Origin of the sequence: Flagellimonas lutaonensis (genome assembly GCF_000963865.1) — a bacterium.
In the GTDB taxonomy this organism is placed as follows: domain Bacteria; phylum Bacteroidota; class Bacteroidia; order Flavobacteriales; family Flavobacteriaceae; genus Flagellimonas_A; species Flagellimonas_A lutaonensis.
This window is the reverse complement of record NZ_CP011071.1, coordinates 3,038,034-3,062,492: the sequence shown is the minus strand read 5'-3', so window position 1 is coordinate 3,062,492 and position 24,459 is coordinate 3,038,034. Positions and strand designations below refer to the sequence as shown.

Annotated in this window: 25 protein-coding genes; 9 read left to right on the top strand and 16 right to left on the bottom strand. The window is 44.8% G+C overall.

Annotated elements, in window-relative coordinates:
* Window positions 1-72: 72 nt before the first annotated feature.
* Window positions 73-480 (bottom strand): thiol-disulfide oxidoreductase DCC family protein, encoded by a 408-nt coding sequence (locus VC82_RS14175; protein WP_045802943.1) that lies wholly within the window; start codon window positions 478-480, stop codon window positions 73-75.
* A 262-nt stretch (window positions 481-742) separates the two neighbouring features.
* The gene (locus VC82_RS14170; protein WP_045802942.1) at window positions 743-2,638 is read right to left on the bottom strand and encodes a tetratricopeptide repeat protein; all 1,896 of its coding nucleotides are present in this window, start codon (window positions 2,636-2,638) and stop codon (window positions 743-745) included.
* Between the two features lie 310 nt (window positions 2,639-2,948).
* Here VC82_RS14170 and VC82_RS14165 point away from each other — a divergent pair, with 310 nt between their 5' ends.
* Window positions 2,949-4,562 (top strand): thiol-activated cytolysin family protein, encoded by a 1,614-nt coding sequence (locus tag VC82_RS14165; RefSeq protein ID WP_045802941.1) that lies wholly within the window; start codon window positions 2,949-2,951, stop codon window positions 4,560-4,562.
* Window positions 4,563-4,611: 49 nt separating this feature from the next.
* Here VC82_RS14165 and VC82_RS14160 read toward each other — a convergent pair whose 3' ends face one another.
* The 7 genes from VC82_RS14160 to VC82_RS14130 all read right to left on the bottom strand — a co-directional run bounded on the left by VC82_RS14160 (window position 4,612) and on the right by VC82_RS14130 (window position 12,035).
* A complete protein-coding gene (locus tag VC82_RS14160) occupies window positions 4,612-6,786 on the bottom strand; it encodes an endonuclease MutS2 (protein ID WP_045802940.1) in 2,175 nt (724 codons plus the stop codon).
* 49 nt (window positions 6,787-6,835) lie between these two features.
* The gene (locus tag VC82_RS14155) at window positions 6,836-7,312 is read right to left on the bottom strand and encodes a hypothetical protein (RefSeq protein WP_045802939.1); all 477 of its coding nucleotides are present in this window, start codon (window positions 7,310-7,312) and stop codon (window positions 6,836-6,838) included.
* Window positions 7,313-7,352: 40 nt separating this feature from the next.
* Complete coding sequence (locus tag VC82_RS14150) at window positions 7,353-8,072, bottom strand: DUF3307 domain-containing protein (protein ID WP_045802938.1); 720 nt, start codon at window positions 8,070-8,072, stop codon at window positions 7,353-7,355.
* Between the two features lie 221 nt (window positions 8,073-8,293).
* Complete coding sequence (locus VC82_RS14145) at window positions 8,294-8,974, bottom strand: sigma-70 family RNA polymerase sigma factor (protein WP_045802937.1); 681 nt, start codon at window positions 8,972-8,974, stop codon at window positions 8,294-8,296.
* 140 nt (window positions 8,975-9,114) lie between these two features.
* Window positions 9,115-9,810, bottom strand: coding sequence for a 3-keto-disaccharide hydrolase (locus VC82_RS14140; protein ID WP_045802936.1), 696 nt, complete (start codon window positions 9,808-9,810; stop codon window positions 9,115-9,117).
* Between the two features lie 57 nt (window positions 9,811-9,867).
* A complete protein-coding gene (locus VC82_RS14135; protein WP_045802935.1) occupies window positions 9,868-10,902 on the bottom strand; it encodes an N-acetyltransferase DgcN family protein in 1,035 nt (344 codons plus the stop codon).
* A gap of 95 nt (window positions 10,903-10,997) precedes the next feature.
* On the bottom strand, window positions 10,998-12,035 hold the full coding sequence (locus VC82_RS14130) for a dipeptide epimerase (RefSeq protein WP_045802934.1): 1,038 nt from the start codon (window positions 12,033-12,035) through the stop codon (window positions 10,998-11,000).
* 97 nt (window positions 12,036-12,132) lie between these two features.
* Between VC82_RS14130 and VC82_RS14125 the strand changes: the two genes are divergently transcribed.
* Window positions 12,133-12,798 carry a uracil-DNA glycosylase gene (locus tag VC82_RS14125; RefSeq protein ID WP_045802933.1) on the top strand — a complete coding sequence of 222 codons (666 nt, stop codon included), beginning with the start codon at window positions 12,133-12,135 and terminating at the stop codon, window positions 12,796-12,798.
* Window positions 12,799-12,854: 56 nt separating this feature from the next.
* Entirely contained in the window at window positions 12,855-13,292 is a 438-nt protein-coding gene (locus VC82_RS14120; protein ID WP_045802932.1) for a response regulator, read from the top strand.
* Window positions 13,293-13,321: 29 nt separating this feature from the next.
* Here the strand turns inward: VC82_RS14120 and VC82_RS14115 are convergent, their stop codons facing one another.
* From VC82_RS14115 to VC82_RS14095, 5 genes are all read right to left on the bottom strand, one after another.
* A complete protein-coding gene (locus VC82_RS14115; protein ID WP_045803486.1) occupies window positions 13,322-14,170 on the bottom strand; it encodes a substrate-binding domain-containing protein in 849 nt (282 codons plus the stop codon).
* A gap of 12 nt (window positions 14,171-14,182) precedes the next feature.
* The gene (locus tag VC82_RS14110) at window positions 14,183-15,055 is read right to left on the bottom strand and encodes a nucleoside phosphorylase (protein ID WP_045802931.1); all 873 of its coding nucleotides are present in this window, start codon (window positions 15,053-15,055) and stop codon (window positions 14,183-14,185) included.
* A gap of 1 nt (window position 15,056) precedes the next feature.
* The gene (locus VC82_RS14105) at window positions 15,057-15,992 is read right to left on the bottom strand and encodes a DUF1835 domain-containing protein (protein WP_045802930.1); all 936 of its coding nucleotides are present in this window, start codon (window positions 15,990-15,992) and stop codon (window positions 15,057-15,059) included.
* A gap of 147 nt (window positions 15,993-16,139) precedes the next feature.
* Window positions 16,140-16,469 (bottom strand): translation initiation factor, encoded by a 330-nt coding sequence (locus tag VC82_RS14100; protein WP_045802929.1) that lies wholly within the window; start codon window positions 16,467-16,469, stop codon window positions 16,140-16,142.
* A gap of 4 nt (window positions 16,470-16,473) precedes the next feature.
* Entirely contained in the window at window positions 16,474-17,424 is a 951-nt protein-coding gene (locus tag VC82_RS14095) for an isopenicillin N synthase family dioxygenase (protein ID WP_045803485.1), read from the bottom strand.
* Between the two features lie 108 nt (window positions 17,425-17,532).
* On the opposite strand from VC82_RS14095, the gene VC82_RS14090 reads away from it, so the two are divergent.
* The 4 genes from VC82_RS14090 to VC82_RS14075 all read left to right on the top strand — a co-directional run bounded on the left by VC82_RS14090 (window position 17,533) and on the right by VC82_RS14075 (window position 21,409).
* Entirely contained in the window at window positions 17,533-19,509 is a 1,977-nt protein-coding gene (locus VC82_RS14090; protein ID WP_045802928.1) for an alpha-ketoacid dehydrogenase subunit alpha/beta, read from the top strand.
* Between the two features lie 188 nt (window positions 19,510-19,697).
* Window positions 19,698-20,180: a lipocalin-like domain-containing protein gene (locus VC82_RS14085; RefSeq protein ID WP_045802927.1), complete on the top strand. Its 483-nt coding sequence runs from the start codon at window positions 19,698-19,700 to the stop codon at window positions 20,178-20,180.
* 5 nt (window positions 20,181-20,185) lie between these two features.
* Window positions 20,186-20,878 carry a YiaD family glycine zipper/OmpA-like lipoprotein gene (locus VC82_RS14080; RefSeq protein ID WP_045803484.1) on the top strand — a complete coding sequence of 231 codons (693 nt, stop codon included), beginning with the start codon at window positions 20,186-20,188 and terminating at the stop codon, window positions 20,876-20,878.
* Between the two features lie 174 nt (window positions 20,879-21,052).
* Window positions 21,053-21,409 (top strand): hypothetical protein, encoded by a 357-nt coding sequence (locus VC82_RS14075; protein WP_045802926.1) that lies wholly within the window; start codon window positions 21,053-21,055, stop codon window positions 21,407-21,409.
* 10 nt (window positions 21,410-21,419) lie between these two features.
* Here VC82_RS14075 and hpf read toward each other — a convergent pair whose 3' ends face one another.
* On the bottom strand, window positions 21,420-21,722 hold the full coding sequence (hpf, locus tag VC82_RS14070; protein WP_045802925.1) for a ribosome hibernation-promoting factor, HPF/YfiA family: 303 nt from the start codon (window positions 21,720-21,722) through the stop codon (window positions 21,420-21,422).
* 151 nt (window positions 21,723-21,873) lie between these two features.
* Here hpf and VC82_RS14065 point away from each other — a divergent pair, with 151 nt between their 5' ends.
* Both VC82_RS14065 and VC82_RS14060 read left to right on the top strand, forming a co-directional pair.
* Window positions 21,874-22,257, top strand: a complete 384-nt coding sequence (locus VC82_RS14065; protein WP_157518148.1) for a hypothetical protein — start codon at window positions 21,874-21,876, stop codon at window positions 22,255-22,257.
* Between the two features lie 163 nt (window positions 22,258-22,420).
* Window positions 22,421-22,750, top strand: a complete 330-nt coding sequence (locus tag VC82_RS14060) for a hypothetical protein (RefSeq protein ID WP_045802923.1) — start codon at window positions 22,421-22,423, stop codon at window positions 22,748-22,750.
* Window positions 22,751-23,231: 481 nt separating this feature from the next.
* Here the strand turns inward: VC82_RS14060 and VC82_RS14055 are convergent, their stop codons facing one another.
* Window positions 23,232-24,338, bottom strand: coding sequence for a hypothetical protein (locus VC82_RS14055; RefSeq protein WP_045802922.1), 1,107 nt, complete (start codon window positions 24,336-24,338; stop codon window positions 23,232-23,234).
* Window positions 24,339-24,459 lie beyond the last annotated feature (121 nt).

The following is a 24,459-nucleotide window of genomic DNA, read 5'->3' as shown; positions in this document are numbered from 1 at the left end:
CAAAAACCGTTTTTTAAAAGAAGGAATGATGCAATGGGGCCGATGATCGAGTAAACGTGCCCTTTGGGATAGTCATTGCAAAAATTTGGCCTGTAGTTCTGGGGTAGGCACCATACACTGCTCTTTTTTGCCGAACCAACGGTAGCGGTTACGGGCCACAAAATCGTATATGATATTTCGGATTGAACCCGGAATCCATTGAAAAACAAGCAACAAGCGCCAAACACCCCCAAATTCGCGGGCGATTTCAAGAGTGGCATCCGATTTGGTGTAAAAGGCTACCCCAGGCTCTATTAGAATGATGGAATCGATTTTGGAAGTATCGATGTTTCGTGCTTCCAACAGGTTTTGGCCCACTTCGCTTTGCAATGCCGCATACCGGAACACATCTTTTTTGTCACGCTTGATGACAAATTGCACGGCGCCGTTGCAGAGGTTGCAGACCCCATCGAATAAGATTATTTTTTTATTGCTTTCCATTTTTTCATTCCCTCGAAGGAGGGAGTCCTCCGTTTTTTTGTCATTCCCGCCCATCGACTACGCTCAGGATAGACTACGGCGGAATCCATTTAATCTATGTTGCAAAGATACAGCAGACAACCAGAAATGTCATTTCGAACGCCCCCATGGCTATTCGGGATGGGAAATCTAACCATTCTGGATATTTCTCAATCGCTCCGCTCATTTCGAAATGACTAAATGGGGCCCTAAAGAGCCACAAATAAGAAGTAATACCCAAATGTTACAAGGTGTTTAAGAACTCAGTCAAATCGGTCTCTTTGTTTAGCCCTAATTTCTTCTTGAGCCGGTATTTTGATTTAAGAATGCTGTCGGGCAAGACGTTCATAGTGGTTGCGATCTCTTTGGTGGTCAGGTTCATCCGTAAAAAGGCCGCCAAACGTATTTCCTTTTCAGAAATATCGGCATAGAGCGTCTTTAACTTCTGGTCAAAGTCGTTGTGTACCTCTGAAAAGTAGGTTTTAAAGGTCTCCCAGTCCTTGTCGGAGGCCTTTTCCTTTTTCAACAACATTACAATACGACGAAACTCCATTTTGAACTTGTCAGGCGAACTTTTGAGGTTCTCCAAATTTTCCTTCAGCTCTTCCAAAAAAGTGTTTTTCTGCACCAAATGCAGGGTCTGGCTGGCCAGTTCCTTTTTCTTATGGGCAATTTCTTGCTTGTAAATTTCCTCTTGCTTTTCACGGGCGATCCGATTCTTTTTGATACGCTGGCGGTACCCAAATACAGAGAGTCCAAATAGGGCTAGGGCAGAGGCCATGCCCCCGGCATAGAGACCCTTGGTGAGTTTATCGACTTTGGCTTTTTCATTTAGGGTTTTGATTTCTTCTTCCTGCAGAGCTATCGCTGCTTCTTTTTTTTCGGTTTCGTAAATTGTTTTCAATTCTTCTACTTGTCTAATCTTTTCTACAGAACTTATACTATCCTGAATAGCAAATGATTCTCTAAGGAAACTTATGGCATTCTTATGATCTCCTGTTTTTTCAAGTATTTTCGATTTTACTTCATAGAGACCTTCGAGTGTTATAACTGCTCCACTACGAGTTCCAATTTCTATGGCTTCATTTATATGTCGAAGTGCGGATTGAAATTTATTTCTTCGTAGGTCTAATTTGCTTAATCCTTCTAATGATTGAATGGATTGTATGGTAAGTTGTTCTTTGGCAGCAATACTATTAGCTTCGCTTAAAGCATTTTCGGCTTCATTCAAATCACCTTTATTGGTTAAAATCTCGCCATAATCAATTAAAGCGCTTGATAAGGATCCCTTCAGATTAAATTTTCTTGAAAGATCAATACCTGCTAGATAAAAGTTTTCAGCTTTGGTCAAGTTGCCTTGTAATAAATAAACTGCTCCAATTGAAATTATGGTATTTGCTTCATAAATATTATCATTGTTTTTTTTATAAAGCTCTCGGGCTTTGCTGTAATAATCAATAGCAAATGAATGATGATTTAATTTAGTTTCAATATCTCCTAATTGTTTGTAAGTGTCGGCTGTTCTTAGTTCATCATTAATCTTTTCAAAATAGCCCACTGCAATAATAGATTCTTTTAGCGCTAGATTTAAATCTCCTTTTTCAAAATAGCATGATCCGATGGATAGGTGAGAAGAGGCAAGAAATTGACTCTTATAAGGTTCATCTTTTATATTTTGTTCAATTTCAATGAGACTATTTGTAAATATTTGAAGTGCACTTTCATAATCGCCTTGAGATTTATAAATATCTCCTAAAGTAAAATCTACAAATATTAAACCACGAGTCTTGTTATTTTTTTTAAAAGAAGTTTTGGCCAATTGGTAATGATATAAAGCAGTGTCGTTCATGCTTTTATTATAGAAATAATCTCCGATGTGCAAATTTCCCAGGCCATAAGCAAATTCAGAACCTGTTCTTTTATAAATATCAATCTCCTGATCGGCATATTTTTTTGCTATTTCTGGCTTAGAAAACATTAGCTTCTCGTGAAGCATAGTTAGCAATACTACTTTAATAGAATCATTAGTTGATTCTTTTTTTAATTCTGTTTTTAAACTGTCAATATATTTTTGATTTTGACTATAGGTAAAGAAGAATTGAAGTAAACAAATACAAAGTAGTGTTGATTTAGATTTCATAAACTATATATGTTATTGGATCAAGGTACTAAATAGAAGCAGACTATTAAAACCAAATTGGCTCAGTTCAAAATCAATTGTCCATAAAAAGTCCATAAAATATAAGGCTAGGACAAGGGTGCTTATAGGCTGAAACCCACTGAAAATATTGACTTTAACTAGAAATAAAGACTTATTAAAATTGTGGCTTGTCCATAGGGCGATTTGTTAAAATCCATACAAGCTGTCCATACTTTGTCCATGCCGAAAATTAGGACTGGGCTCGATGCGCTTCTAGTTTTGGGGTGTTGAATCTTAAAAACTAGAAATTATGAAATCAAATCAATCATTTTTCAGAATTACACTTTATGTGTCTGTTCTATGTTTATTATTAGTTGCATGTAGCAGCTGTAGCAAAGATGAAGTAGAACCAGGGGCAGAACAACCTAATTTTTCTAACAATGATGCATTAGATTTTAATGCTGCGGTTGCTAATCTAAGTGCTTTTAATCAGCCTAATGAATCTCCTATAGCGGAGACTAATTCGACTGAACCTGAACGTGACTCAGAAAACACAACCTTGGAATGTTTTACAAAAACATATGAAGGTGCTCCTGGGTTTAATGAACTGTTTACACTTGATCCAACTACTGATGTAATATATCCAGGTGCCATGTTAAAAGGAGAAACCATACCAACCGGCGAATATTCAAGAATTAATGCAGATAGGTCGCCTATTACTATGTCTATTTCGTTGAGCAATATTGACGGAAGCCCAAGTGTAACTATTGATAACCCCAATAATCTTAGCGAGGTGCGACAAGGTATTAATGAGTTATTAAACCGAGAGGTTACAGGTGCCACGCCCGCTCAACTTGTTGTAGAGGAGTCTCAAGTATATTCGGAACAACAGTTGGCCATAGCACTTGGTGCTAATTATCGGGACAAAACCAAGGATATTTCGGGCAGTTTTGATTTTAATTCCACAACGATTAAGAAAAAGTATGTGCTTAAATTCATTCAAAAATATTTTACCTTGGATTTGGATTCCCCAGGTAAATCTCCGAGTGATTTGTTTACCAGTCTGCCAAGTATTGAAAGCTTGGGCGCTACTAATCCAGTATATGTTTCTTCGGTAACTTATGGTCGGATGGTTTTGTATACTATAGAATCTGAATCTAGTATATCAGAAATAAAATCTGCATTTGATGCTGCAATAGATGCTGGCAAGAGAGAAGGAGATTTTGAACTTGACGTTGATTCAAAAGAAATTTTGGAAAAGTCGAGTATCAAAGCAATTATAATCGGTGGTTCTGGAGCGAGTGCTGCACAAACTATAGGTGATGATAGTCTTTCTAAAATATATGATTTTATTGCAGAAGGTGGTAATTATTCTAAAGATTCTCCAGGAGCTCCATTGGCCTATAAATTGAGTTATGTAAAACAAGGTTTTCCAGCAGCTAGAGTAGTTTTAGCAACAGAATATCAAGTTAGAAACTGTGATTTGGCATACCCTGAATATTATGCAGAAATTCTTAAAATAACTGGTAGCCAATTAACAGACACCGAAGTATTTGGAAAACTAAGAGTAAAGATGTGGGTTGGCGGTGAACGCTTAGATATTAATAATAATGGAATTGATGATGGTAAAACATGGGACAGAAAAGAAGAGGATTTTGTAGAAGTTCGCAAAACCAGATCATATACCGTAAAAGATCACAATTATACTTTTAAACCATATAGACCTAATCAAGCAATAGATTTTATTGAATGCTCTGGCGAATTAGCAGATTACAATGGTTTTCTTGGCAGTGTAAGTTTAGGAGATGCTGGCGGCATAAAGGAAATTAAGTTAAATACTTTGAAAATTAATGAGGCTAGACTTGATACATTAAAATTCACCAAAGGTATTCAAGCTCATTTTAGATTTACCAGATTAAAATAACAAATACAGTCGGCCGCTCAGGTTGGGTTCAACAACTTGATGTCGGCTGTTATTTTGTTTTAGCTTCCACCAATTCTAATTGTTCCACACCAACATTTGTGGTAAAAAGGCCGTAGTTCACTACGGCTTTATTTTTTTCTAATTTATCAATAGTCCCAACAGCTTTTCCATCAAATAAACGCACGCGATCGCCAACTTTAAACACTGGTCTAGGTTTGGATTTTTCTTGCTGGAGGGCCTTTTTCCTTTTCTCCTTTTTCTCTTTTCTGACTTCCACAATCTTTTTCTCCAATTCTTGGGCCACCTGCTTTTTTACGGCCTTTTTGGCCTTTGCCTGCTTAGCGTTGGTTTTTTTGCGCTTGCTGTTCTCGGTCTCGACAATACGAAGCAGTTCAGAGATCAATGGGCGCTTTTTACCGTCCAAGAAGTATTTCTCGGCGGCATCGTTGACCTTGTTTCCCAGATGCACCATGCGCTGGTTATGGTCGTAGAGCTCTTGGTAGTTCTCTAGCTTGGTCTTGATCTTTGCGTTCAGTTCTTCGAGTCGTTTGGCCTCTTCACGGGCCTTGCTTTCTTCTTCCTGCAGGCGCGAACCGGTCTTTTCCATTCGATTGCGCTGTTTCTGCAGTTTTGAGATAGTGGCATCGAACCGTACCTTGCCCCGGTCTATCTTTTTCTTGGCCTTGTTGATGAGGCTATAGGGAATGCCGTTTTTCTGGGCCACTTCAAAGGTAAACGAGCTGCCTGCCTCGCCCAAGACCAGTTTAAAAGTGGGTTCCAGGGTGCGGCCGTCGAACTGCATGTTGGCATTGGTCATGTGCGGCAATTCGTTGGCCAGCAATTTGAGGTTGGCATAGTGCGTGGTAATGACTCCGTAGGCACCGCGCTCATAAAACACCTCTAGAAACGCTTCGGCCAAGGCACCCCCCAACTCTGGATCGCTACCGGTACCGAACTCATCGATCAAAAACAGGGTGCGGTCATCGCATTTCTTTAAAAATCGCTGCATGTTCTTGAGCCGATAGCTATAGGTGCTCAAATGGTTCTCGATACTTTGGTTGTCGCCGATATCGGTCAGAATCTTATCGAACAAACAAACCGAACTTCTTTCATGAACTGGGATTAGAAGTCCGGATTGAAGCATTACTTGAAGCAATCCAATTGTCTTCAACGTGATGCTCTTACCACCTGCATTGGGGCCCGAGATAACGATAATACGGTTTTCGGGGTGCAATTCTATGGTCTGCGGCCAGGTCTTTTCATTTTTGCGCTTGTTGGTCAAATAGAGCAGGGGGTGGTAAGCATCTTTAAGGTACAACTGCCTTTCTTGATTGATGCCAGGCAGCACGGCGTTCATTTCAGCGGCGTATTTTGCCTTGGCCGCCGTTATATCGATGTTCGTCAAATAGTCTTGGTAATCCGATAACAAGGGTGCAAATGGCCTGATAAAATTGGCCAGTTCTCGTAATATTCGCCGTAACTCCTCTTTTTCGTCGTACTCAAGGTTGGTCAGCTCTCGGGTATGGCCCAAGGTAGCTTCGGGAATAATGTAGACGATGCTTCCCGTCTTTGAGCTGCCCATGACGGTACCCCTTACTTTTTTGCGGTGCATCGCCTTTACGGCCAAGACCCGCCGGTTCTCGACCACCGACTCACGGATTTCGTCCAAAAAGTCAGCGGCTTGATAGCGTTGCAGGGCACCGTTGAAGCTTGAATTGATTTTAGAGCGCACCTCGTTGATCTGTTGGCGGATGTGCTTTAATTCCGCCGAAGCATCATCGCGTATTTCACCAAACTTGTCGATGACCTTGGCAATTTCTTCGGAAATGGCCTTGTTTTCATCCAAGGCATCCGACAATTTGAAGAGCAGCGGATAATACTCCTTAAACTTTTTCAAGAACCTCTTGTGTACGAGTACCGTATCGCAAAGGGCGGCTATCCTTCTAAATCCGGAAACCTCCAAGACCGCATTTTCAATCTTCAACAATTTTAAATCGTCGTTTATGGCGTCAAAACCATGGTTGGGAATACGGTTGTCGTTGCTAAACGAAGTAAGGTATTCTGAGGTCTGCCCCAGTGCCCCCAACAAGGCTTCTTGATCGGCAATGGGCGCTATCTTGGCCACCGACTTTTTGCCCAATTCGGTATTGCACCGTGCCGATAGGTGGTCCAACACCGTGGGAAATTCTAAATCTTGAAGTGTTTTTTGGTTGATCTGCAGCATCTTTCTCTTATGGCCAACAAAGATAGCCAACTGTTACAGAAACCACCCTCTATGGGCGGGTGGTGCGCTTAAATACACCGGAAATGGTTCGTGATTGTTCTTCGAATTCGGTGAACCTAATGTCAATCGACACTTGCCAAGTGCTCGAACTGAACTTGCGCCCCGAAATGGTGCCCGATTCGATGGGAATGCTGCCTTCTATAAAGCAAAAACAATATTTGTCAAAAAAGGTATTGGCAGCAGTAAGTTCCGCATCTGAAAAAGAGAATTGTTCGGCCGCTGCATCCACCTCAAAAATAATTCGCTCTGCATATTCATCGTCTGCAATCTGTGGGTTGTCATCAGCCCTGAAAAAGTACTCAAAAACGAGGTTTTCCCCAGATTCGATGACGGCAAAGTTGGCATCGTTTACCGTTATGGTGGCATCTTGATAAAAATTGAACTCATCGGTATCGCCACCGTCATCATTGGAACAGGCAGCAGTCAAAAAGAGGAGCGGTAGCAGGAATTTTTTAATGCGGAACATGCTTTTTTGGTTTAAGATGTGTTTCGTCGGGCAGGGTTGCTTACCAAAATAGCAATTGCACCAATATGGCCGAACCAATGCCCAGACCAAAGCTCAACAAGGTGCCAATAAGCACGTATTCGGTCTTGTTGAACCCTTCTTCCTGTTCACTTTTATATCGGAGGATTGACTTTGAGGCCAGTAAAAACCCTACCGCCGCAAACTGGTTGATAAATACAAAGACCAGTATCAACCACCGTTCGGTCAGGCCGATCAAGCGGCCCGCATTTGGCAAATCCTCGGTGTTGCCCACCTTGATATCGAAGAATTGGAATATTTCTTTTATGAACACATTGCAAGTTTTTCCGCAGAACACAAAGACCAACACAATGGCCAACCATTTTTCAGATAGGGGCATGTCGATTATAGGTTCAAGGGCGAACCATTTATCGTAGACAACCACTGAAATGGCCAGAAAAAAGAGATGCAGCCCTTGATCGATGAAGAAGGCATACTTACCCAGCCACTTGTTCTGGTTCAAATAGGGCTTAAGACCATCGACCAGCCAATGGGTGAGGGCTATGAATAGCGATGCGAACACAAATTTCCATTGGAAAGATAAAATCCACGAGCTCAAGAACATGATGAGAATGTGCCATTTCAAGAACTTGCTCTTAAAGCCTTTTTCGTTCTTGTCTTTTGCCTGTTGGTACGATTGAAAGGTAAAATCGGTCAAGATGTGGGCCAATAGTTGTACGAGCAAGAGTTGTGTAAAAGTCATTGAAATTGGCAGTTATGTTTTTACTTGTCGGTTAAACGTTTGTTCATCGATCAGCTTTGGTCAATAAATCAGTAGCTGTTACTGCTAGCTGTCACACTGAGCTTGCCTGCGCTGCGCAAAGCCGTAGTGTCGAAGTAGCAACTAGGAGCCTTAAAATCAATATATGGTCTGGGTCTCGACTGCTCACTACAGTTATCGGAACGACCTGACAGCCCAAGTCTTTATAACGAAGACATTTTTTGACGGAAGAAAGTTACAGCTTTTTCAATGGCATTCCACCCCAAACTGGTCGAATGTTGGTTCACCGACGATTGTGAAATGCCCAGCTCGTCGGCAATCTCGTTTTCGCTCTTACCCAACAATTTATGGTATAAAACCAAGCTCTGCTTTTCGGTGGCCTTGTTGATGGTATGGTCGAGCAGGGCCATTAGCGGTTCCATCTCTTGATCAAGCAGGGGGTTGCCCGATACAAAGAACAGGGTGTTTTTAATGACCACCCGCTCTTTGCCATGGGTTCCCTCTTCACCTATCTTGCGCCCCGATAGGTAAATGGCCTCCCCATCGATGATGCCCCGCTCTGGGTCAAAGCGCTGTAAAGGGCCGTACCCGATGGCCAAACGTATGCCATAGGTCTCAAAACTTTTTAAACGCGCTTGGTTTTGCCCGGGGTTTACCGTGAAGGCCTTTACCCAACTTTTCGCCAAAAGTGCCACGGTAAGGGCATCGGCAGGTTGTGGCACCACACATTCCCAATAATCTCCCTTGACCAACCTTGAATAGGTGTTGAACTGCATGGCCAAGGTAATGTTCAAGGCCCGCAAACGGGCCTCTAACGCCTCTTTCTGCACGTTGGAAAGACTGGTGAAAGCTACCACGTCACCCGATATGACTGCATACTTCATGACACAAAGATACAAAATATAAGTTTAAAGACTTATAAAAATATTTTATAAGCTTAAAAACTTATGAAAATTGTTTATAAGATTTATAGCTTATGAAAGAAGCTGAGGGATGTTCATCCATTTGAAAACAAGGCATCAGTTTATGGCAAGACCTTGATCTTAATATTTCTGAAGGCCAACTTGCCCCCATATTCCTGTAGGCTGATATGCCCGGTTCTGGCCTTGCCAAACCCAGGCCAATCTGCAAAACCGGAACCGGCAATGAGTGCCTTCCAATCAGGTCCGTGTACGGGAAACCGCAACACCTCCTGCCCATTGAATTTTAAAAACCCGATGTTTTCTTCGTGGTCGATGTGCAAAAGGTAGTGGTTCCATTCCCCGGCTGGCCTACTAACGATTTTAGAGGGCGCCATAAGCCCGTACAACGATCCGGCCCTGTGGGTATCGCCACGGCCTTCCACATAGGCTGTCCAACCGTCATCCAAGATCTGTATCTCTGGACCGGTCTGGTAGGGGTGCTCATATTCGTCGTTTTCAACGACGCCCCAGAAAACCCCGGAATTGCCATGCTCAGAAACCATCCATTCGAAAGAAAGCTCAAAATTTGTGAATTTTTCATCGGTCACCAAGTTTGAACTGCCTCCTTTTTTCAATTGATAGTCGAAGACCAACACTCCGTCTTCCACGAACCAACCATCAAGGGAATTTTCTGCCCCATACACATGCCATCCCTCAAGGTTTTCACCATTGAAAAGGGGTGTCCAACCATCATCTGAAGAGGTACAGCCCAACATCATGAAAAAACATACAATGACGTAAATTCTGAAATATTCCATAATTATTTTGTTTTGACCCTTTCTTTAAGGCCACTATAAATTTACACTTGCACGCCTTTATTCTTTTAGCACGGCGTCGGTCAACACCTCGACCCCAAAACGTATGACATCTGTCGTAGGAAGTCCTGTCAACCCCTGTGTTTCTTCGATTTTCGCCTTTGCTTCCTTATCGGTCATGCCACTTGTGTTCAAGGCAACGCCAACTGTTTTTGCAGGCTGCAGCGAACCACACACATGGGCTACGGCTTCGTTCAATTTTATGAACTCATCCAACGGGGGAATCGGTACATGTGAGACAGGATACCGCAAATGGCTGTGGAAGGCCTTATGGCACAAAATCAAATGTGTGGCCTGTGAGCCACGCAACAAGGGTAGGGTAGCGGTGCTGCCGGGGTGGGCCAATGATCCCTGGCCCTCGATAATGACAATATCTTTATCCGCCTCTTCGAGCACTGCCTGTTCCACAGCTCCAGCAGCCTGGTCCACTTTTACCGCGTCCAGTGGAATACCATTGCCCATTAGGGTGATGCCGATTTGACCGGTGGGCACAAAACCCACGCTGGTACCGCGCTTTCGGAGGGCAGTGTACAGTTCGAGTCCGGCCGTCATCTTGCCGGCGGCCATATCGGTACCCACCATCAGCACCCTTTTATTGTTCAATTCGGCCGCTTTGCCCGTGGCAATGGGGTAGTTTGACTTTGGTTTTCGGACATCCCAAATCTTGTTGTTTTTCAATAGGTGTCCAAACCTCGAATTGAGGTCATCATGCAGACCATTAATCAAAGAAAGTCCAGATTTTAAGGCCAGTGAAACCGGTTTGTCCCATTCATCGGGAAATTTTCCGCCGCTGGGGGCGATGCCAAGAACCATGATTTCTGCCTCCATGGCAATGGCCTCATTTACAGAGGATACAACTGGAATCGTATACGATAATCCCACGGCTTCCTCTACCGTTTTTCCTGCATATTTGGAGTCGATTACACAGACTATGGGGTGTTTTGAGAAGCGCATGAGCCCGAATCCCATCTTGCCCGAATCGTTGTCGAGCGCGCCCTCCATATAAATGGCTATTTTTTGGTCTCTATTGAACATAAATTACTTAATTAGACATAACAGCCCTGTCAAAAGCATGGTTTTTGATTGTCTCCTCAAGGGGATAGTTATTTCGTGTTTCGCATTTCAAATTTCTACTTCTTGAATCCCCCTCCATGGCCGGGCACCTCTTGTGGCATTGTGATTCCATTCACCAAAGGTGCGCCGATACAGGGGTCGGGATTCAGGTTCAAGTGCGAATCAAGGTCAATATGGTCCAACATGCCGGAAACCGCAGCCCCAGCAGCAATGGAAATGGAGGTTTCGCCCATACAGCCGATCATTGTCTTCAAACCAAAGGCATTTGCCGTGGCAATAATGCGCAAAGCACCTGTGATGCCCCCACACTTCATCAATTTCATGTTGACCCCGTCAACGCTATGGGCCCACTTGGGAATATCGGTAGCAAACCGGCACGATTCGTCCACGAAAATGGGCAATGGCCTGTTTTTGTGTAGGAAAGGTAGCTCATTTTCAAGTCCTTCTTTAAGTGGTTGCTCAACATACTCACAATGTCGCTCGGCCAACCATTTCATCATATGGTGGGCTTCTTCCAAATTCCAACCACCGTTGGCATCTACCCGAATCGATATCGGATATTTCTTGTGGTATGCCAACACTTCTTCGTACAGGGCCTTGTCTGCCTCAATACCGTCATTGCTGCCCAGCTTCACTTTAAGGGTCTTTATGTGCATATTTTCCAAAATCAGCGGTAAGCGCCCACGGGCCTCTTCGGGCGACATGATACCGAGCGTTATGGAAGTGGGTTTTGAGGGCTTGGGAAATCCCAGCAACCTATATAGCGGCATGTCGGCCTTTTTGGCCAAAAGATCCCATAGGGCCATATCCAGTGCAGCAAGGGCACAGGGTGCCACTTTGGCCTCGAGGGCGGCATCGTAGGTTTCAAACACCGATTGCAGGTTGGTGCCGTCTTTCAGAAAGGCTTCCAGTTGTGATTGTGCTTCCTCCGCGGTCTCAGCGCCCTCACTGGCTCCGGGCGAGGTCTCGCCCCATCCCGTATGGCCACCATCACGCACCGAAACGAACAAATTGTGCTGTCCGTCACGCACACCACGACTGATGCGCAGCGGGAACAACTTTTTGAGGTATCTGATTTTGTAGTCTACTTGCATGGTTCACGTACTGAAATCAGTTCCGAAAATATTCGATTTTCGGAATACTTCACCAAAAATTACCGCAAAGTTTACTTTTGTACCATAAAATTACCCGATGAACGTCAACATAGACCCCAGTTGGAAAACCCGTTTACAGCCCGAATTTGAAAAGCCCTATTTTCAGCAACTGGCCAACTTTGTCAAGCAAGAATACCGTTCGCACACCTGCTACCCCAAGGGGAAGGACATTTTTGCCGCGTTTGATCACTGCCCGTTTCACGAAACCAAAGTGGTCATTATCGGGCAAGATCCCTACCATGGCCCCAATCAGGCCAATGGCCTTTGTTTCTCCGTCAAGGATGGGGTGCCACACCCTCCCTCGCTCGTCAACATCTTCAAAGAGATCAAGGTCGATGTTGGCGTGCCTTACCCTAAAAGTGGCAATCTTGAGCGCTGGGCCGACCAAGGGGTGCTCTTGCTCAATGCGGTATTGACAGTGCGTGCGCATCAGGCGGGCAGTCATCAGAACAAAGGATGGGAAACCTTTACCGACGCGGTCATCCAATCGATATCCGAACACCTTGAGGGAGTCGTTTTTCTTTTATGGGGCGGTTTTGCCAAGAAAAAGTCCAGACTGATAGACCAAAGAAAGCACCATATCTTGACCTCCGGTCATCCCTCTCCACTGAGCGCCAATAGGGGGCTTTGGTTTGGCAACCAACACTTTAGCAAGACCAATGAATTACTGGAAAGGATGGGTAAGGAAAAAATAAATTGGTAGTATTACAAAATATTCCGAAAATACCTACGTTTGCTAGAGAAACAACTTGATTCAAAATGATCCAAACCGAACTAAACTCAGTATTGATGGTGGATGATGATGAAACTACCATTTTTTTGAACAAGCTCTTTTTGCAAAGTCTAACCCCGGAACTTGAGGTCAATACGGCCGAGAACGGTGAAGAAGCCCTGGATTTTTTAAGGGTACATCTCGAAGACCCCATGTTTGGCAACTGTCTTTTGGTACTTGACATTGAAATGCCGGTAATGGATGGATGGCAATTTTTGGAAGTGTACGAGAAAGAATTCACTGATGAACAAAAAAGCCGTGTAAACTTAATGGTATTGTCGATTCACAGCAGTGAGGAGATTGCAAGGAAGGCAAGCGAATTTACCTCGGTTAGAGAGGTGTTGGCCAAACCACTTTCAGATGAGCAATTCCAGCGGGTGATAAATAAATACTATCCTGGTTTTTTAGAGGAAACGAAGGCATAGTCCATAATTGCGCAAGTATTTGACAAGTATTATTCCCGCACACAGTGGGCGTAGTCCTTTTTTTCGTTTATCAAATTCAATTGCAGCAAAGTCTGCTGTACTTTATCAAAAGTTTTACGGGCCAATGGCCGCTGGCTCCACTGGGTTTGCGCGAGCCATTGGTCGATATCGGACACCTTTTGGCCGTATCGGTTGGCCAGGGTGCGGTTGATGCTTGGTATGCTGGCAAACTCTGCAGTATAATTGTTGATGACCTCAAGCACATGGCGCGCGGGCGCGGGGTCTTTTGCAACAAAGGATTTCGTTGCGGCGACCACAAAACAGGGCCACGGGGTAGGGCAGTCGCCCAATCGCCTGAAAATTCCTTGGTCCACAAGGGGTTTGGTGGTAAAGTGCTCCCACATAAAATAATCGGCGCTGCCCTGCGTCAAGGCTTCTACGGCCCCCTCTAGATTGTTGACGACCTCAAACTGTAATCTAGAAGTGTCCCACCCATTGTTCTGGGCATTTACAAAGGCCATGAGATGGCTTCCGCTTCCAAACCTACTGATGGCCGCTTTTGTGTTTTTGAGCTCTGAGAGGGCTTTAAAATAGCTGTCGGCGCCTACGTGGATGCCCCAGAGTAGGGGAGAGCCTATGTACTCTTGCAGGATCATCGACGGGTTTCCGTCAGAAATGGCCTTGATGACCCCCTCGGTCAAGATAATGGCCAGGTCGGTTTCGCCCTTGGCCAGCATATCGGCCATGCGACCGGTACCTTCGGGTATATCCGTCCATTCCAGTTCAATGCCACGGTCTTCAAAAGCCCCTTCTTCCAGGGCCATATGCCAGGGCAGATTAAAATGTTCGGGCACCCCGACCACACGAACTTTCTTCATTTCAAACAACAATTATGAGGCTGTTATATGCTCTAAACTAAATTCGATGAGCCTGTTGATGGACTCTCCAGGCTTCGTAGAAAACTGTCCGTTCATACGATTGGCCAAAACCACGTTGAGCGAAAGGGCCTGGTGCCCGAGCAAACGCGCCAAACCGTAAATGGCGGCTGTTTCCATTTCAAGATTGGTGATTTGGCGCCCTTCGAAATCGAACTGTGCCAAAGAGCCCACCAAGTTCTCAAACCTGGGCGCTATGCGCAGGTTTCGGCCTTGGGGCCCGTAAAAACCTATGTTGGTGAGGGTCATTCCAAATCGTATACGATTTTCATCGAACCTTGCCATCAATTTTTTGCTCGCATCAACCACGTAGGGTCGAATACCACTGGTTCCAAAATCGAATTTTGCCTCGATTTCATCCCTCAAACCCTGGTTTTGAATATCTTCACAATCGTAGAAATGCAATAGCCCGTCCAAGCCAATGCCCGTTTTGCTGAGCAAAAAGGTATCCACAGGAATATCGGGCTGCAGACCTCCACAAGTACCAATTCTGATGATGTCCAGTGATTTCTTTGCTTCTTTTATTTCCCCGGTCTTGAAATCGATGTTGGCCAAAGCGTCCAATTCATTCAGCACAATATCGATATTGCCCGTACCGATTCCGGTAGAGAGTACGGTAAAGCGCCTACCGCCCAGATGGCCCGTATGGGTAACGAATTCACGTTTTGTCTTTTTGACCTCTATGGAGTCAAAGTGTCTTGAAATGGCAGGAACCCGGTCTGGGTCGCCGACGACCATGATGGTATCTGCAATATCATCAGGATGCAGGTTCAAATGATAGATACTGCCATCGGCATTCAGTATCAACTCAGAAGCGCTGAACGCCATATTATAATTTTAAGATCCGGTCAGTGGCCGTGTTGTAAAGAAAGTTATACTTGAGCGCCCCGCCCAAATATGATTCATTATCGCGCAACTGCGCATAAAGGTTGGTCTGTTCTTGCAAGACCTGTTTCCCCTTTTTGGTGAGCCGCACAGGGTTGAAAGAAGAAAAAAGCGGCCTCAACGTGGTAATTATGCGGTCGTATTGTGTATCGCCATAACCGTAAATGTCGTTTTGCTGCAAGACCCCGCCCAACAGTTCCCTACGCGATGAAAACTTGCCCTTGTCGGCGGTCTCCAGCACTTTCCGCTCCAAGACGTTTACACCGTCCTTGATGGCCGGAAAACGCTTCAAGTGCGCCCTGATGGCATCTGAGAGGTATTCAAACTGAAAGTCCTCCTCAAAATCCAACAGGTTCTCAAGTCGAATGGGGTTGTCGCTGCAGTACAATTGCCATACATAGTCGGCGTATTCGATATCATCTTGTGTAAGGATCGTGCGCTTTTCGTACAGGTCCATTAGCTGCTCGTCGTTCAACTCACTTAGGCCATAAAACCTATCAGAACCCTCCACTTTTCCACTGCAGACCAATGAAATCTCGGCATGCCTTCTATGGGTTTTCAGCCAGCTGAGCACCGCCAACATGTTGATTTGGCAAAAAAGGTCGTATTCGAACCAAAGTACGATCCGGTCTTGCTGGCGATGGTTGCACAGCGACCGATATTCTTTCAGTGTTTTTTCTACAAACCAAGACTTGCTGACCTTGTAATTTTTGTGCAGAAAGTCGAATCGCGTTTTCCAAAACGATTCACTGCCCACAGTGCTGAGCGTTTTGCCTTCGCATAGCATCTCGCGCCATGTGATGATGTCTCCCTTCAGGGGCAGGGACTTCAACTTTTCTGTAAAACTGTCCCCATTGGTAATGTGCAACAGCGATTTCATTTTCAGAGTAGTTATTCGTTGGTTAGAATCTATAAATGTAGTGTTTCAAAAAAAAAAACGAAAATAAAATTTCTAAAACATTGATAACCAATCAATAATTTAACACTTTTTCACGCAACCCCATTTTTTCGGTGCAAAAATGCGTTTTTAACCGCCCACGCGCTTCACTTTAAACCCGTGCCCGGTAAGAAACGCCATGATCTTGTCGCGATAGTCGCCCTGAATGATGATCTGTTCATTTTTATAATTGCCCCCAACACTTAGGTATGACTTCAATGCTTTTGCCAATTTTTTGAAATCAGCATCAGCTCCGTGGTAGCCTTCCAAAATGGTCACTGGCTTGCCCTTGCGCTTTTCATACTTACAGATAATGGGGTCGTCTTGCAGCCAAAATTCTGGTTTTTTGGGTGCTTCGGAAGGGTTTTCTTCCGTAACGTGATTTGGAAAAAGGTTCTTCAACTGATCTTGAAGGTCCATTCGCTCACCCTTTTATCAATCCCAGTTCAATCAATCGCTCGTGCAAGAACTCACCGGCGGTAATGTCTGGATACAGTTTCGGATGGTCTTCGTCAATGCAGTTCTCAAGGCAATTGAGCGGCATCTCGCTGATCGGATGCATGAAAAAGGGAATCGAATACCTCGAGGTGCCCCAAAGTTCGCGCGGTGGGTTTACCACTCGGTGTATGGTCGATTTCAATTTGTTGTTGCTCAACCTCGAGAGCATATCGCCCACGTTGATCATCAACTGGTCTGGACGGGCAATGGCATCTACCCATTCCCCTTTGTGGTTCTTGACCTGCAGCCCCTTGCCATGTGCGCCCATCAAGAGGGTAATCAGGTTGATGTCGCCATGGGCCGCGGCCCGAACAGCGTTTTTGGGCTCTTCGGTAATGGGCGGGTAGTGGATGGGCCGCAGAATCGAGTTGCCGTTCTTGATCCATTTATCAAAATAATATTCCTCAAGTCCGAGGTGAAGTGCCAAGGCCCTTAGTACATACTGGGCAGTTTTTTCCAACATTTTATAGGCTTCCTTGCCAACCTCGTTGAACGCTGGCAACTCTTCCACGTGCACATTGTCGGGGTATTCGGCCTCGAGCTTCGGGTCGTCTTCAACGTATTGGCCAAAATGCCAAAATTCTTTCAAATCACCCTCTTTCCGGCCCTTGGCATGTTCTTTTCCGAACGAGGTGTACCCCCGCTGCCCGCCAATGCCCTCGATCTCGTACTTGTCTTTGACCTCTTGGGGCAGGGCAAAGAATTTTTTCACCTCGTCGTACAACTGGTCGACCAACTCATCGGACAAAAAATGTCCGCTCAGGGCCACAAAACCAATGTTTTCAAAAGCACCGCCGATCTCTTCGGTAAACTTTTGTTTCCGCTGCGGATCGCCCGACACGAAATCCTTTAAATCTACACTGGGAATCGCACTCATAGTCGTTTTTTTATCAGGCCAAAGATACATAATCTTAGACAACCTCCGTAGGATTTTGATGTTTGAAATGGCCCTTTTTACTACATTTACCCCAGCATATAAGACCCTATGAGATACCATGCCGGCCATTTAGATACAGAGATCTTGCTGTCTTTGTACGCCAAAATGCTGAAGCCCCGAATGATAGAAGAAAAGATGCTCGTTCTACTGCGTCAGGGCAAAATTTCGAAATGGTTCAGCGGCATTGGCCAAGAAGCCATTTCGGTGGGTGTTACCAGTGCCTTGAAAGACGACGAGTATATTTTGCCCATGCACCGCAACCTTGGGGTCTTTACCACCCGCAACGTACCCCTGAAACGGTTATTTGCGCAATGGCAGGGCAAACCCGGTGGTTTTACCAATGGCCGCGACCGTAGTTTTCATTTCGGCACCCAAGAATACAAGATTGTGGGCATGATCTCGCACCTAGGGCCACAGTTGGGTGTTGCCGATGGCATTGCCCTGGCCGATATGTTGCGCAGAAAGAAAAGGGTGACCGCCGTTTTTACGGGCGAAGGGGCCACCAGTGAAGGTGATTTTCATGAGGCGCTGAACGTGGCCTCGGTATGGAGCCTTCCGGTTCTTTTCTGCATAGAGAACAACGGCTACGGCCTTTCGACACCCACCAACGAGCAGTACAACTGCGAACACTTGGCCGATAGGGCCAGAGGGTACGGAATGGAGTCGCGTATCATCGACGGCAACAACATACTCGAAGTCTATACCAAGGTCAACGAACTGTGCAAGTCGCTTCGCAAACGTCCCAGGCCTGTATTGCTTGAGTTCAAGACCTTTCGTATGCGCGGGCACGAAGAGGCCAGCGGCACCAAATATGTGCCTAGGGCGCTCATGCAAAAATGGGCGGCCAAAGACCCCTTGGAAAACTATGTTGAATTTCTGCGCAAAGAAAACATTCTGACCGAAGAAAATGAGGCGGCCATCAAAAAGGAAATCATCCATGAAATTGACGAAAACCTAGCATTGGCCTTTGAGGAACCACCAACCCAATTTGGTGAAACAAAAGAGTTAGGTGATGTGTATAAAGATTTTATATATCAAGAAGTTGCACCTTTAAAAGAGATTCAAAACATTCGATTTGTAGATGCTGTTTCAGATGGGTTGCGCGAATCGATGCGGCAGCACAACGAACTCATCATCATGGGGCAAGACATTGCCGAATATGGGGGCGTTTTCAAGGTCACCGAAGGCTTTGTCAAAGAATTTGGCCGAAGCAGGGTACGCAATACGCCTATTTGTGAATCGATCATTGTCTCTGCGGCCATGGGGCTGTCGATAAACGGTATGAAGTCGGTGGTCGAGATGCAATTTGCCGATTTTGTGAGTTCAGGCTTCAACCCCATTGTCAATTATCTGGCCAAGGTACATTACCGTTGGGGGCAAGCGGCCGATGTGGTGCTACGAATGCCTTGCGGGGGTGGGGTGGGGGCCGGACCCTTTCACTCGCAGACCAACGAGGCGTGGTTCACCAAAACACCAGGACTAAAAGTGGTTTACCCGGCATTTCCAGCAGATGCCAAAGGCCTGCTCACCACGGCCATCAACGACCCCAATCCCGTTATGTTCTTTGAGCACAAAGGGCTATACCGGAGCGTTTATGGCGATGTTCCGAAGGGGTACTACACCTTGCCGTTAGGCAAGGCCAATCTGCTGCGCCAAGGAGGGCAAATTACCATTGTAAGCTATGGTGCCGGAGTACATTGGGCTTTGGAAACCCTTGACAAACATCCAGAAATACAGGCAGACCTTATCGATTTACGAACCTTGCAGCCCCTTGATAGCGAAGCCATTTTTTCTTCGGTTAAGAAAACGGGCAAATTGATCATATTGCAAGAGGATACCCTTTTTGGCGGTATTGCCAGTGACATCTCGGCCATGGTCACCGAAAATTGTTTTGAGTATCTCGATGGACCCATAAAAAGGGTTGGCAGCCTTGAAACACCGGTGCCCTTTGCCAAAAGCCTAGAAGAAAACTATTTGCCAAAGAAGCGCTTTGAAGCGGCCCTGCTGCAGTTGGTGGGCTATTAAAATTCTGTATCGCGCAAATGGGTCAATGATTGCATCGTTCACAACAATCATTTCTTTACCAGCTCTCTATATTTCCGAACAAAGAAATGGGGCATATCCGTTTGTCCAATTTAACAACAGCTTAACACATGCCGCGGACATTTTGCTTCGCCCCATCGTATATAATTCCAAAACTAAAAACAAATCATATGATGAAGAGAACATTCTTGATGTTACTGGCGGTAGGATTTTTGACCGTGTCCTGCTCGGTCAGCAAATCGGCTAGAACACAGCGCAACCTGTTCAGTGGTTCTTGGACGTTGGACAACATTTCGTACGAGAACAACACAGGCAACTTTCAATCGGTCATTTTCAACGACGCCCGCGATATCTGTTTTGAGGGCAGCGATTGGTTTTTTCGCGACAACAACAGTACCGGTCGGTACACAATTGCCGATGGCAGCCTCTGTGCCGGTGGCGATCGTTTCTTCCGATGGTCGGTGGTCGAGCCCGAAAACAGCTTGAGCCAGCTGCAGTTTAAGTTTATCGATGAAAAACGGAAGGATATCTCGGGTGGCGTGGGCTATCGCCTTGACATCGCCAACCTTACCGAACAGCACATGACGTTGAAATCGAAGGTCACGGTCGATGGAGAACCTGTGACCATAGTGTATGAATTTTCTAAAAAATAAGAATGATGAAAAAAACAGTTATAAAAAGTACCATATTACTATTGGCATTTGGATTGATTCTTGGCTGTAATGCCACCAAAAATGCCAACAACAAGCAAAAAGGAGCCGTCATCGGCGCCACTGGCGGAGCCGTGGTGGGCGGTGTAATCGGAAACAATGTCGGTAAGGGCAATACCGCTCTTGGTGCCATCATCGGTGCCGTGGTGGGTGGTGCGGCCGGTGGCTACATCGGTGACCGCATGGACCGACAGGCAGAACGCATCGAAGAAGAGATTCCGGGTGCCGAAGTGACCCGGGTAGGAGAGGGAATCAATGTAACCTTCAACGAAGATGCCGGGGTGTACTTTGACACCAACAAATCGAGTGTTAAAGGCACATCGGCACAAACATTGGACAAATTGGCCGAAATATTGAAAGAATACCCCAAGACCAATATCTTGGTCGAAGGCCATACCGATAGTGCCGGGCCTGAAGAGTACAACTGGGACCTGTCGCGCAGAAGGGCCGAATCAGTGACCAATTATTTGGTGAACAAGGGCATAGACAAAAGCCGTTTTACCACAAAATGGTACGGCGAAACACAGCCCAAGGCTACCAATGAGACCGCCGAGGGCAAAGCACAGAACAGAAGGGTTGAATTGGCCATCATCGCCAGCGAAGAGCTGAAAAAAGAGGCGTTAGAGGCCACAAATGACTAATTTAAACAACTGGTTGTCAGAACATACCGGTCTATATGACCGGTATGTTCCATTTTTGTGATACAATAATCGTATACGATTTCAGGAATCGAAAAACACCCTTTGAACCATTGAAAAGGCCGTGATTGCCGGTGCTAATCATCAGAATTGATTACTTTGTAAAAAAAAAATCAGATGAAAAAATTTATGTTTTTGCTTTTCCTGGCCATATCACAATTGATACTTGTGCAAGAAACCTATTCGCAGGACGATTCGGGCAATAAAATTGAAAAACTGGCCAAAGACCTTGTTCGAAAGTACCAATCCCAATTGGTCATGAATAAAGACCAACTTCGGTTGTTTGAAGAAAAAGTGACGGAATTCCTGTCGCGTGCCGAGAAAATCCGCAATTTGGATATTCCCGATTCTGAGAAAACCCATATGCTCTCATTGCTTCATGAACAGGAAACTGCGGAAATGGACGGTATTCTTACTCGTCCCCAATTAAAGCGTTACCAGCGCATGAAACCTCTATTGCAGCCAATCGAATAGCGAGGGCTGCCTATTTGTGGGCCATTTTTTCCTTCCGTTTCCGTAGCTGGCGGTCCAATTCGTCAATGGTTTCAGCGATGGAAGCCTCAAAATTCTTATGGCTGGCCTCTGCAAATAAACGAGGTCCGGGCACGCTCAAGCGTATTTTACAGATTTTTCCCTTTTCAGGGTCTGAGGTGTTTTCTTTAACGAAAAACACATCGGCCCGGACGATAAAATCATATTTATCCAGCAATTTATTGATCTTCTTGGCCACCATTTCCTCAAGGCGTTCACTGGCGGCAACATTGTCGTATTCAAAGTTTATTTCCATACCGCAAAACTAGAAAATAAAATATATCACATCAATGAGTTTTGTCATTGATTACGTGCAAAAATAATCGACAAAGAGGGCGTAAAGCTGTTTTTTAGATACCATTATAATTAAATGACTACATTTAATGGTTCGAGGTATGCCATTGAAAATGAAGCGATACCGAATTTTCGGGGCGGCGGCCCTAATATGTTTTTTATGTGCGGGTACCGGCCATGCACAGAAAAACAAGCAACAGGCCACCACCTATAGCGATAAACTTCCCAAAAGGCATGTGGCCCGTTTTGATCAAAACCTTCATGTGGGCACTGCTGCCCAAGATAGCCTTAAACAAAAGGTAGCGCGGTATGTCGATGCCCTACGGTTTACCATTGACACCCTCGACATCACCGAGCGGCGCAGACAGCGATTGTTGGCCGCGATAAAAAAGAATCCGTATTCGGAAAAACTGGAAAAGGTCCATCTTATAATCGAATCGCATAGGGCACAGGCGAGGGGCTCTGCCAGTATATCGAATGACCAAAAGACGCCTTAACGCTGCAACACTGCCCATTTTTTGGGCTTTTGACATTCTAATGTGTTGATAACAAACACTTTTCAAAAAATTTAACGCTTTTTTAAAGTCCTTCAGGTCAATAAATTTCGTAACTTTAAAAGGGAATTGTACCACAACATCGCAATTTGTTTTAGTTACAGCCATGATCAGTACTTCAGACAGCATAAAGAAAAATGTGAACCAATTGATGATGAAATTGGAGCGAAACCAAAGTATCGTTTTCCAATACTTGAAGCAATTGAACTCGTACCGTTGCGAACCAACGGATTATCAGTGCTTTTTGCAGGTGGGCAGGTTAAAGCAAGGGCTAAAGGAGTTGGCCGCCGAACAACAAGAATTGATGACCAAGACCAATCGCAGTGCCAAGGGCGACGATAAACTGTTGCAGACCATCGAGCATTTATTCGAGCGTTTTCAGCAATTGGAAAGTGACATTGCCCAATATCTACGTGAAATAAAGAACCATTACTAACATATGTAGAGAGGTGCCTTAGCGTCTATCAAAGCCTTCACTTTTATTTTACATAATGTAAATTATAGTACACGTGGCAATATGGAAAGCCCAGTGGGCTTTTTATGTTGGCGGCGAGACTTGTGCGGCTGGCAATGGGTAAAACTGCCCCAATACCTCGGTATTTGATATAATTGCAGATATGATGCCCGCCATAGGCGGATTATATCGTCAACGATTATGTCACAGCAGTTTTACACATTTGTTTGTTTCTCTTCCGCATTAATAAACTATAATTATTCATGCTTTTGTTTATTCCTTTTTTAAAGGTATTCATCGATTGTTTTGGGAAATTTTATTGTTTTTCAGAGAGATTTGTTAGAAGAAAAATTTAAGGAAATTAAAATACCCATTAGACCAACGAAGCAACAAAAAAAAGCATCTTACTACAGAAGTGCGCGCTGCATAAAATGGAGTTGCCCCCATATTGCCGGCCATACCTCTAACGCGGACTTACAAGATATCTACTGCGCAATTCCTCAAATCTTGACTGAAGGCGGTTCAGCTGTCTTTTGCACTCGGCCTCGTACTCGGTTCCCTTATAACGTTTGCACTCTTTTGTTTTTCGTTGTATCCTATCTTTTAAACCCACCAATTGGGCAGCATCCCCTTCGGATATCTGTCTTTCTGGGTGTCCGGTTGTTATGGCGCGAAGCCGTTGCCCTTCAATGGACATTTTTAAAGCGATCAACGATATTTTATCGGTATCCCCTCGGGCCACGGCATCGCGGTTTTCCATCGAAAGCCTGTCCATTCTTTCGGCTATGTCTTCAAAGGTGGATTCATTGTCCACGATGCTCTCTACATTCATGGTCGCATACCCTTCTTGCTCTAAATAATCCGACCCGTCCAGTATTAATTGTTCAGGGGAAAAGCTGTGCATTTCTACGGTAATTTCGGGGGTTTCAAATTTTGTGATGTACCTGTTTTTATACTGGGTACCATCCTGAAATACACCACACAGGAAACCTACATGAAGTGGGGTTATTTTTATGGGCGCACTTCTATTGGAAATAGTAACATTGACCTCTTTACCGTTAAAATTTCCTGAGTATAATTTTTGAGGTCCAAATGCTGAATGGTTTCCTGCATTGGTTATGTTGGCATTTTGCATGAAATCGGCAAAATTTTCTTCATGAGCAAACTCCAACTGGGCCGCTGGTGCCGATAGAGCCCTGTTCAACGAATAGAACACTTTTTTTTCGCCTTCATCGGGGTCGTAAACCGTGTAATACCCCCTTGTGACCTCAAAAGGCACGTACACAAGAAAATCGAACTTTTCATCGTCTGAAACAGTGGATCTGCCTATCATATCCGCCACTACATCATCCGTTACAGCCCAAGAACCGTCTGCAGTGTTGACATAAATCGTGAACGGAAAACTGTGGCTGCCGAAAGACAGCGTGCCCGTCATCTTATAATCAAAATTAAAGACAATATTGGGCTCAAAACCATTGGGCACATAACTGCTGGGTTTACCATAGTACCCATCTTGTGCAATGCCCAAATTGCTTAAAACGAAAATGAAAAATGGCAATATTCTCTTCATGGTGCTCAATTTTTTGATTTAAGTTTTATAAGTCCCCTTACCACTTTTTAGGGGTGTACCCTAAGTGACATGGGTGTTCGATGTGTACCATAAAATTAACATATATTGCATTAACCTGTTG

What these genes read in the sequence shown, in the direction of transcription:
- VC82_RS14175 (WP_045802943.1), bottom strand. Translation starts at nt 480, where the DNA reads ATGGAAAGCAATAAAAAAATAATCTTATTCGATGGGGTCTGCAACCTC.
- VC82_RS14080 (WP_045803484.1), top strand. Translation starts at nt 20,186, where the DNA reads ATGAAAAAAACAGTTATAAAAAGTACCATATTACTATTGGCATTTGGA.
- VC82_RS14130 (WP_045802934.1), bottom strand. Translation starts at nt 12,035, where the DNA reads ATGCAAGTAGACTACAAAATCAGATACCTCAAAAAGTTGTTCCCGCTG.
- VC82_RS14115 (WP_045803486.1), bottom strand. Translation starts at nt 14,170, where the DNA reads ATGAAGAAAGTTCGTGTGGTCGGGGTGCCCGAACATTTTAATCTGCCC.
- VC82_RS14170 (WP_045802942.1), bottom strand. Translation starts at nt 2,638, where the DNA reads ATGAAATCTAAATCAACACTACTTTGTATTTGTTTACTTCAATTCTTC.
- VC82_RS14060 (WP_045802923.1), top strand. Translation starts at nt 22,421, where the DNA reads ATGATCAGTACTTCAGACAGCATAAAGAAAAATGTGAACCAATTGATG.
- VC82_RS14055 (WP_045802922.1), bottom strand. Translation starts at nt 24,338, where the DNA reads ATGAAGAGAATATTGCCATTTTTCATTTTCGTTTTAAGCAATTTGGGC.
- VC82_RS14150 (WP_045802938.1), bottom strand. Translation starts at nt 8,072, where the DNA reads ATGACTTTTACACAACTCTTGCTCGTACAACTATTGGCCCACATCTTG.
- VC82_RS14095 (WP_045803485.1), bottom strand. Translation starts at nt 17,424, where the DNA reads ATGAGTGCGATTCCCAGTGTAGATTTAAAGGATTTCGTGTCGGGCGAT.
- VC82_RS14085 (WP_045802927.1), top strand. Translation starts at nt 19,698, where the DNA reads ATGATGAAGAGAACATTCTTGATGTTACTGGCGGTAGGATTTTTGACC.
- VC82_RS14100 (WP_045802929.1), bottom strand. Translation starts at nt 16,469, where the DNA reads ATGGACCTTCAAGATCAGTTGAAGAACCTTTTTCCAAATCACGTTACG.
- VC82_RS14110 (WP_045802931.1), bottom strand. Translation starts at nt 15,055, where the DNA reads ATGGCGTTCAGCGCTTCTGAGTTGATACTGAATGCCGATGGCAGTATC.
- VC82_RS14120 (WP_045802932.1), top strand. Translation starts at nt 12,855, where the DNA reads ATGATCCAAACCGAACTAAACTCAGTATTGATGGTGGATGATGATGAA.
- VC82_RS14165 (WP_045802941.1), top strand. Translation starts at nt 2,949, where the DNA reads ATGAAATCAAATCAATCATTTTTCAGAATTACACTTTATGTGTCTGTT.
- VC82_RS14125 (WP_045802933.1), top strand. Translation starts at nt 12,133, where the DNA reads ATGAACGTCAACATAGACCCCAGTTGGAAAACCCGTTTACAGCCCGAA.
- VC82_RS14145 (WP_045802937.1), bottom strand. Translation starts at nt 8,974, where the DNA reads ATGAAGTATGCAGTCATATCGGGTGACGTGGTAGCTTTCACCAGTCTT.
- VC82_RS14090 (WP_045802928.1), top strand. Translation starts at nt 17,533, where the DNA reads ATGAGATACCATGCCGGCCATTTAGATACAGAGATCTTGCTGTCTTTG.
- VC82_RS14140 (WP_045802936.1), bottom strand. Translation starts at nt 9,810, where the DNA reads ATGGAATATTTCAGAATTTACGTCATTGTATGTTTTTTCATGATGTTG.
- VC82_RS14075 (WP_045802926.1), top strand. Translation starts at nt 21,053, where the DNA reads ATGAAAAAATTTATGTTTTTGCTTTTCCTGGCCATATCACAATTGATA.
- VC82_RS14155 (WP_045802939.1), bottom strand. Translation starts at nt 7,312, where the DNA reads ATGTTCCGCATTAAAAAATTCCTGCTACCGCTCCTCTTTTTGACTGCT.
- VC82_RS14160 (WP_045802940.1), bottom strand. Translation starts at nt 6,786, where the DNA reads ATGCTGCAGATCAACCAAAAAACACTTCAAGATTTAGAATTTCCCACG.
- hpf (WP_045802925.1), bottom strand. Translation starts at nt 21,722, where the DNA reads ATGGAAATAAACTTTGAATACGACAATGTTGCCGCCAGTGAACGCCTT.
- VC82_RS14105 (WP_045802930.1), bottom strand. Translation starts at nt 15,992, where the DNA reads ATGAAATCGCTGTTGCACATTACCAATGGGGACAGTTTTACAGAAAAG.
- VC82_RS14135 (WP_045802935.1), bottom strand. Translation starts at nt 10,902, where the DNA reads ATGTTCAATAGAGACCAAAAAATAGCCATTTATATGGAGGGCGCGCTC.
- VC82_RS14065 (WP_157518148.1), top strand. Translation starts at nt 21,874, where the DNA reads ATGAAGCGATACCGAATTTTCGGGGCGGCGGCCCTAATATGTTTTTTA.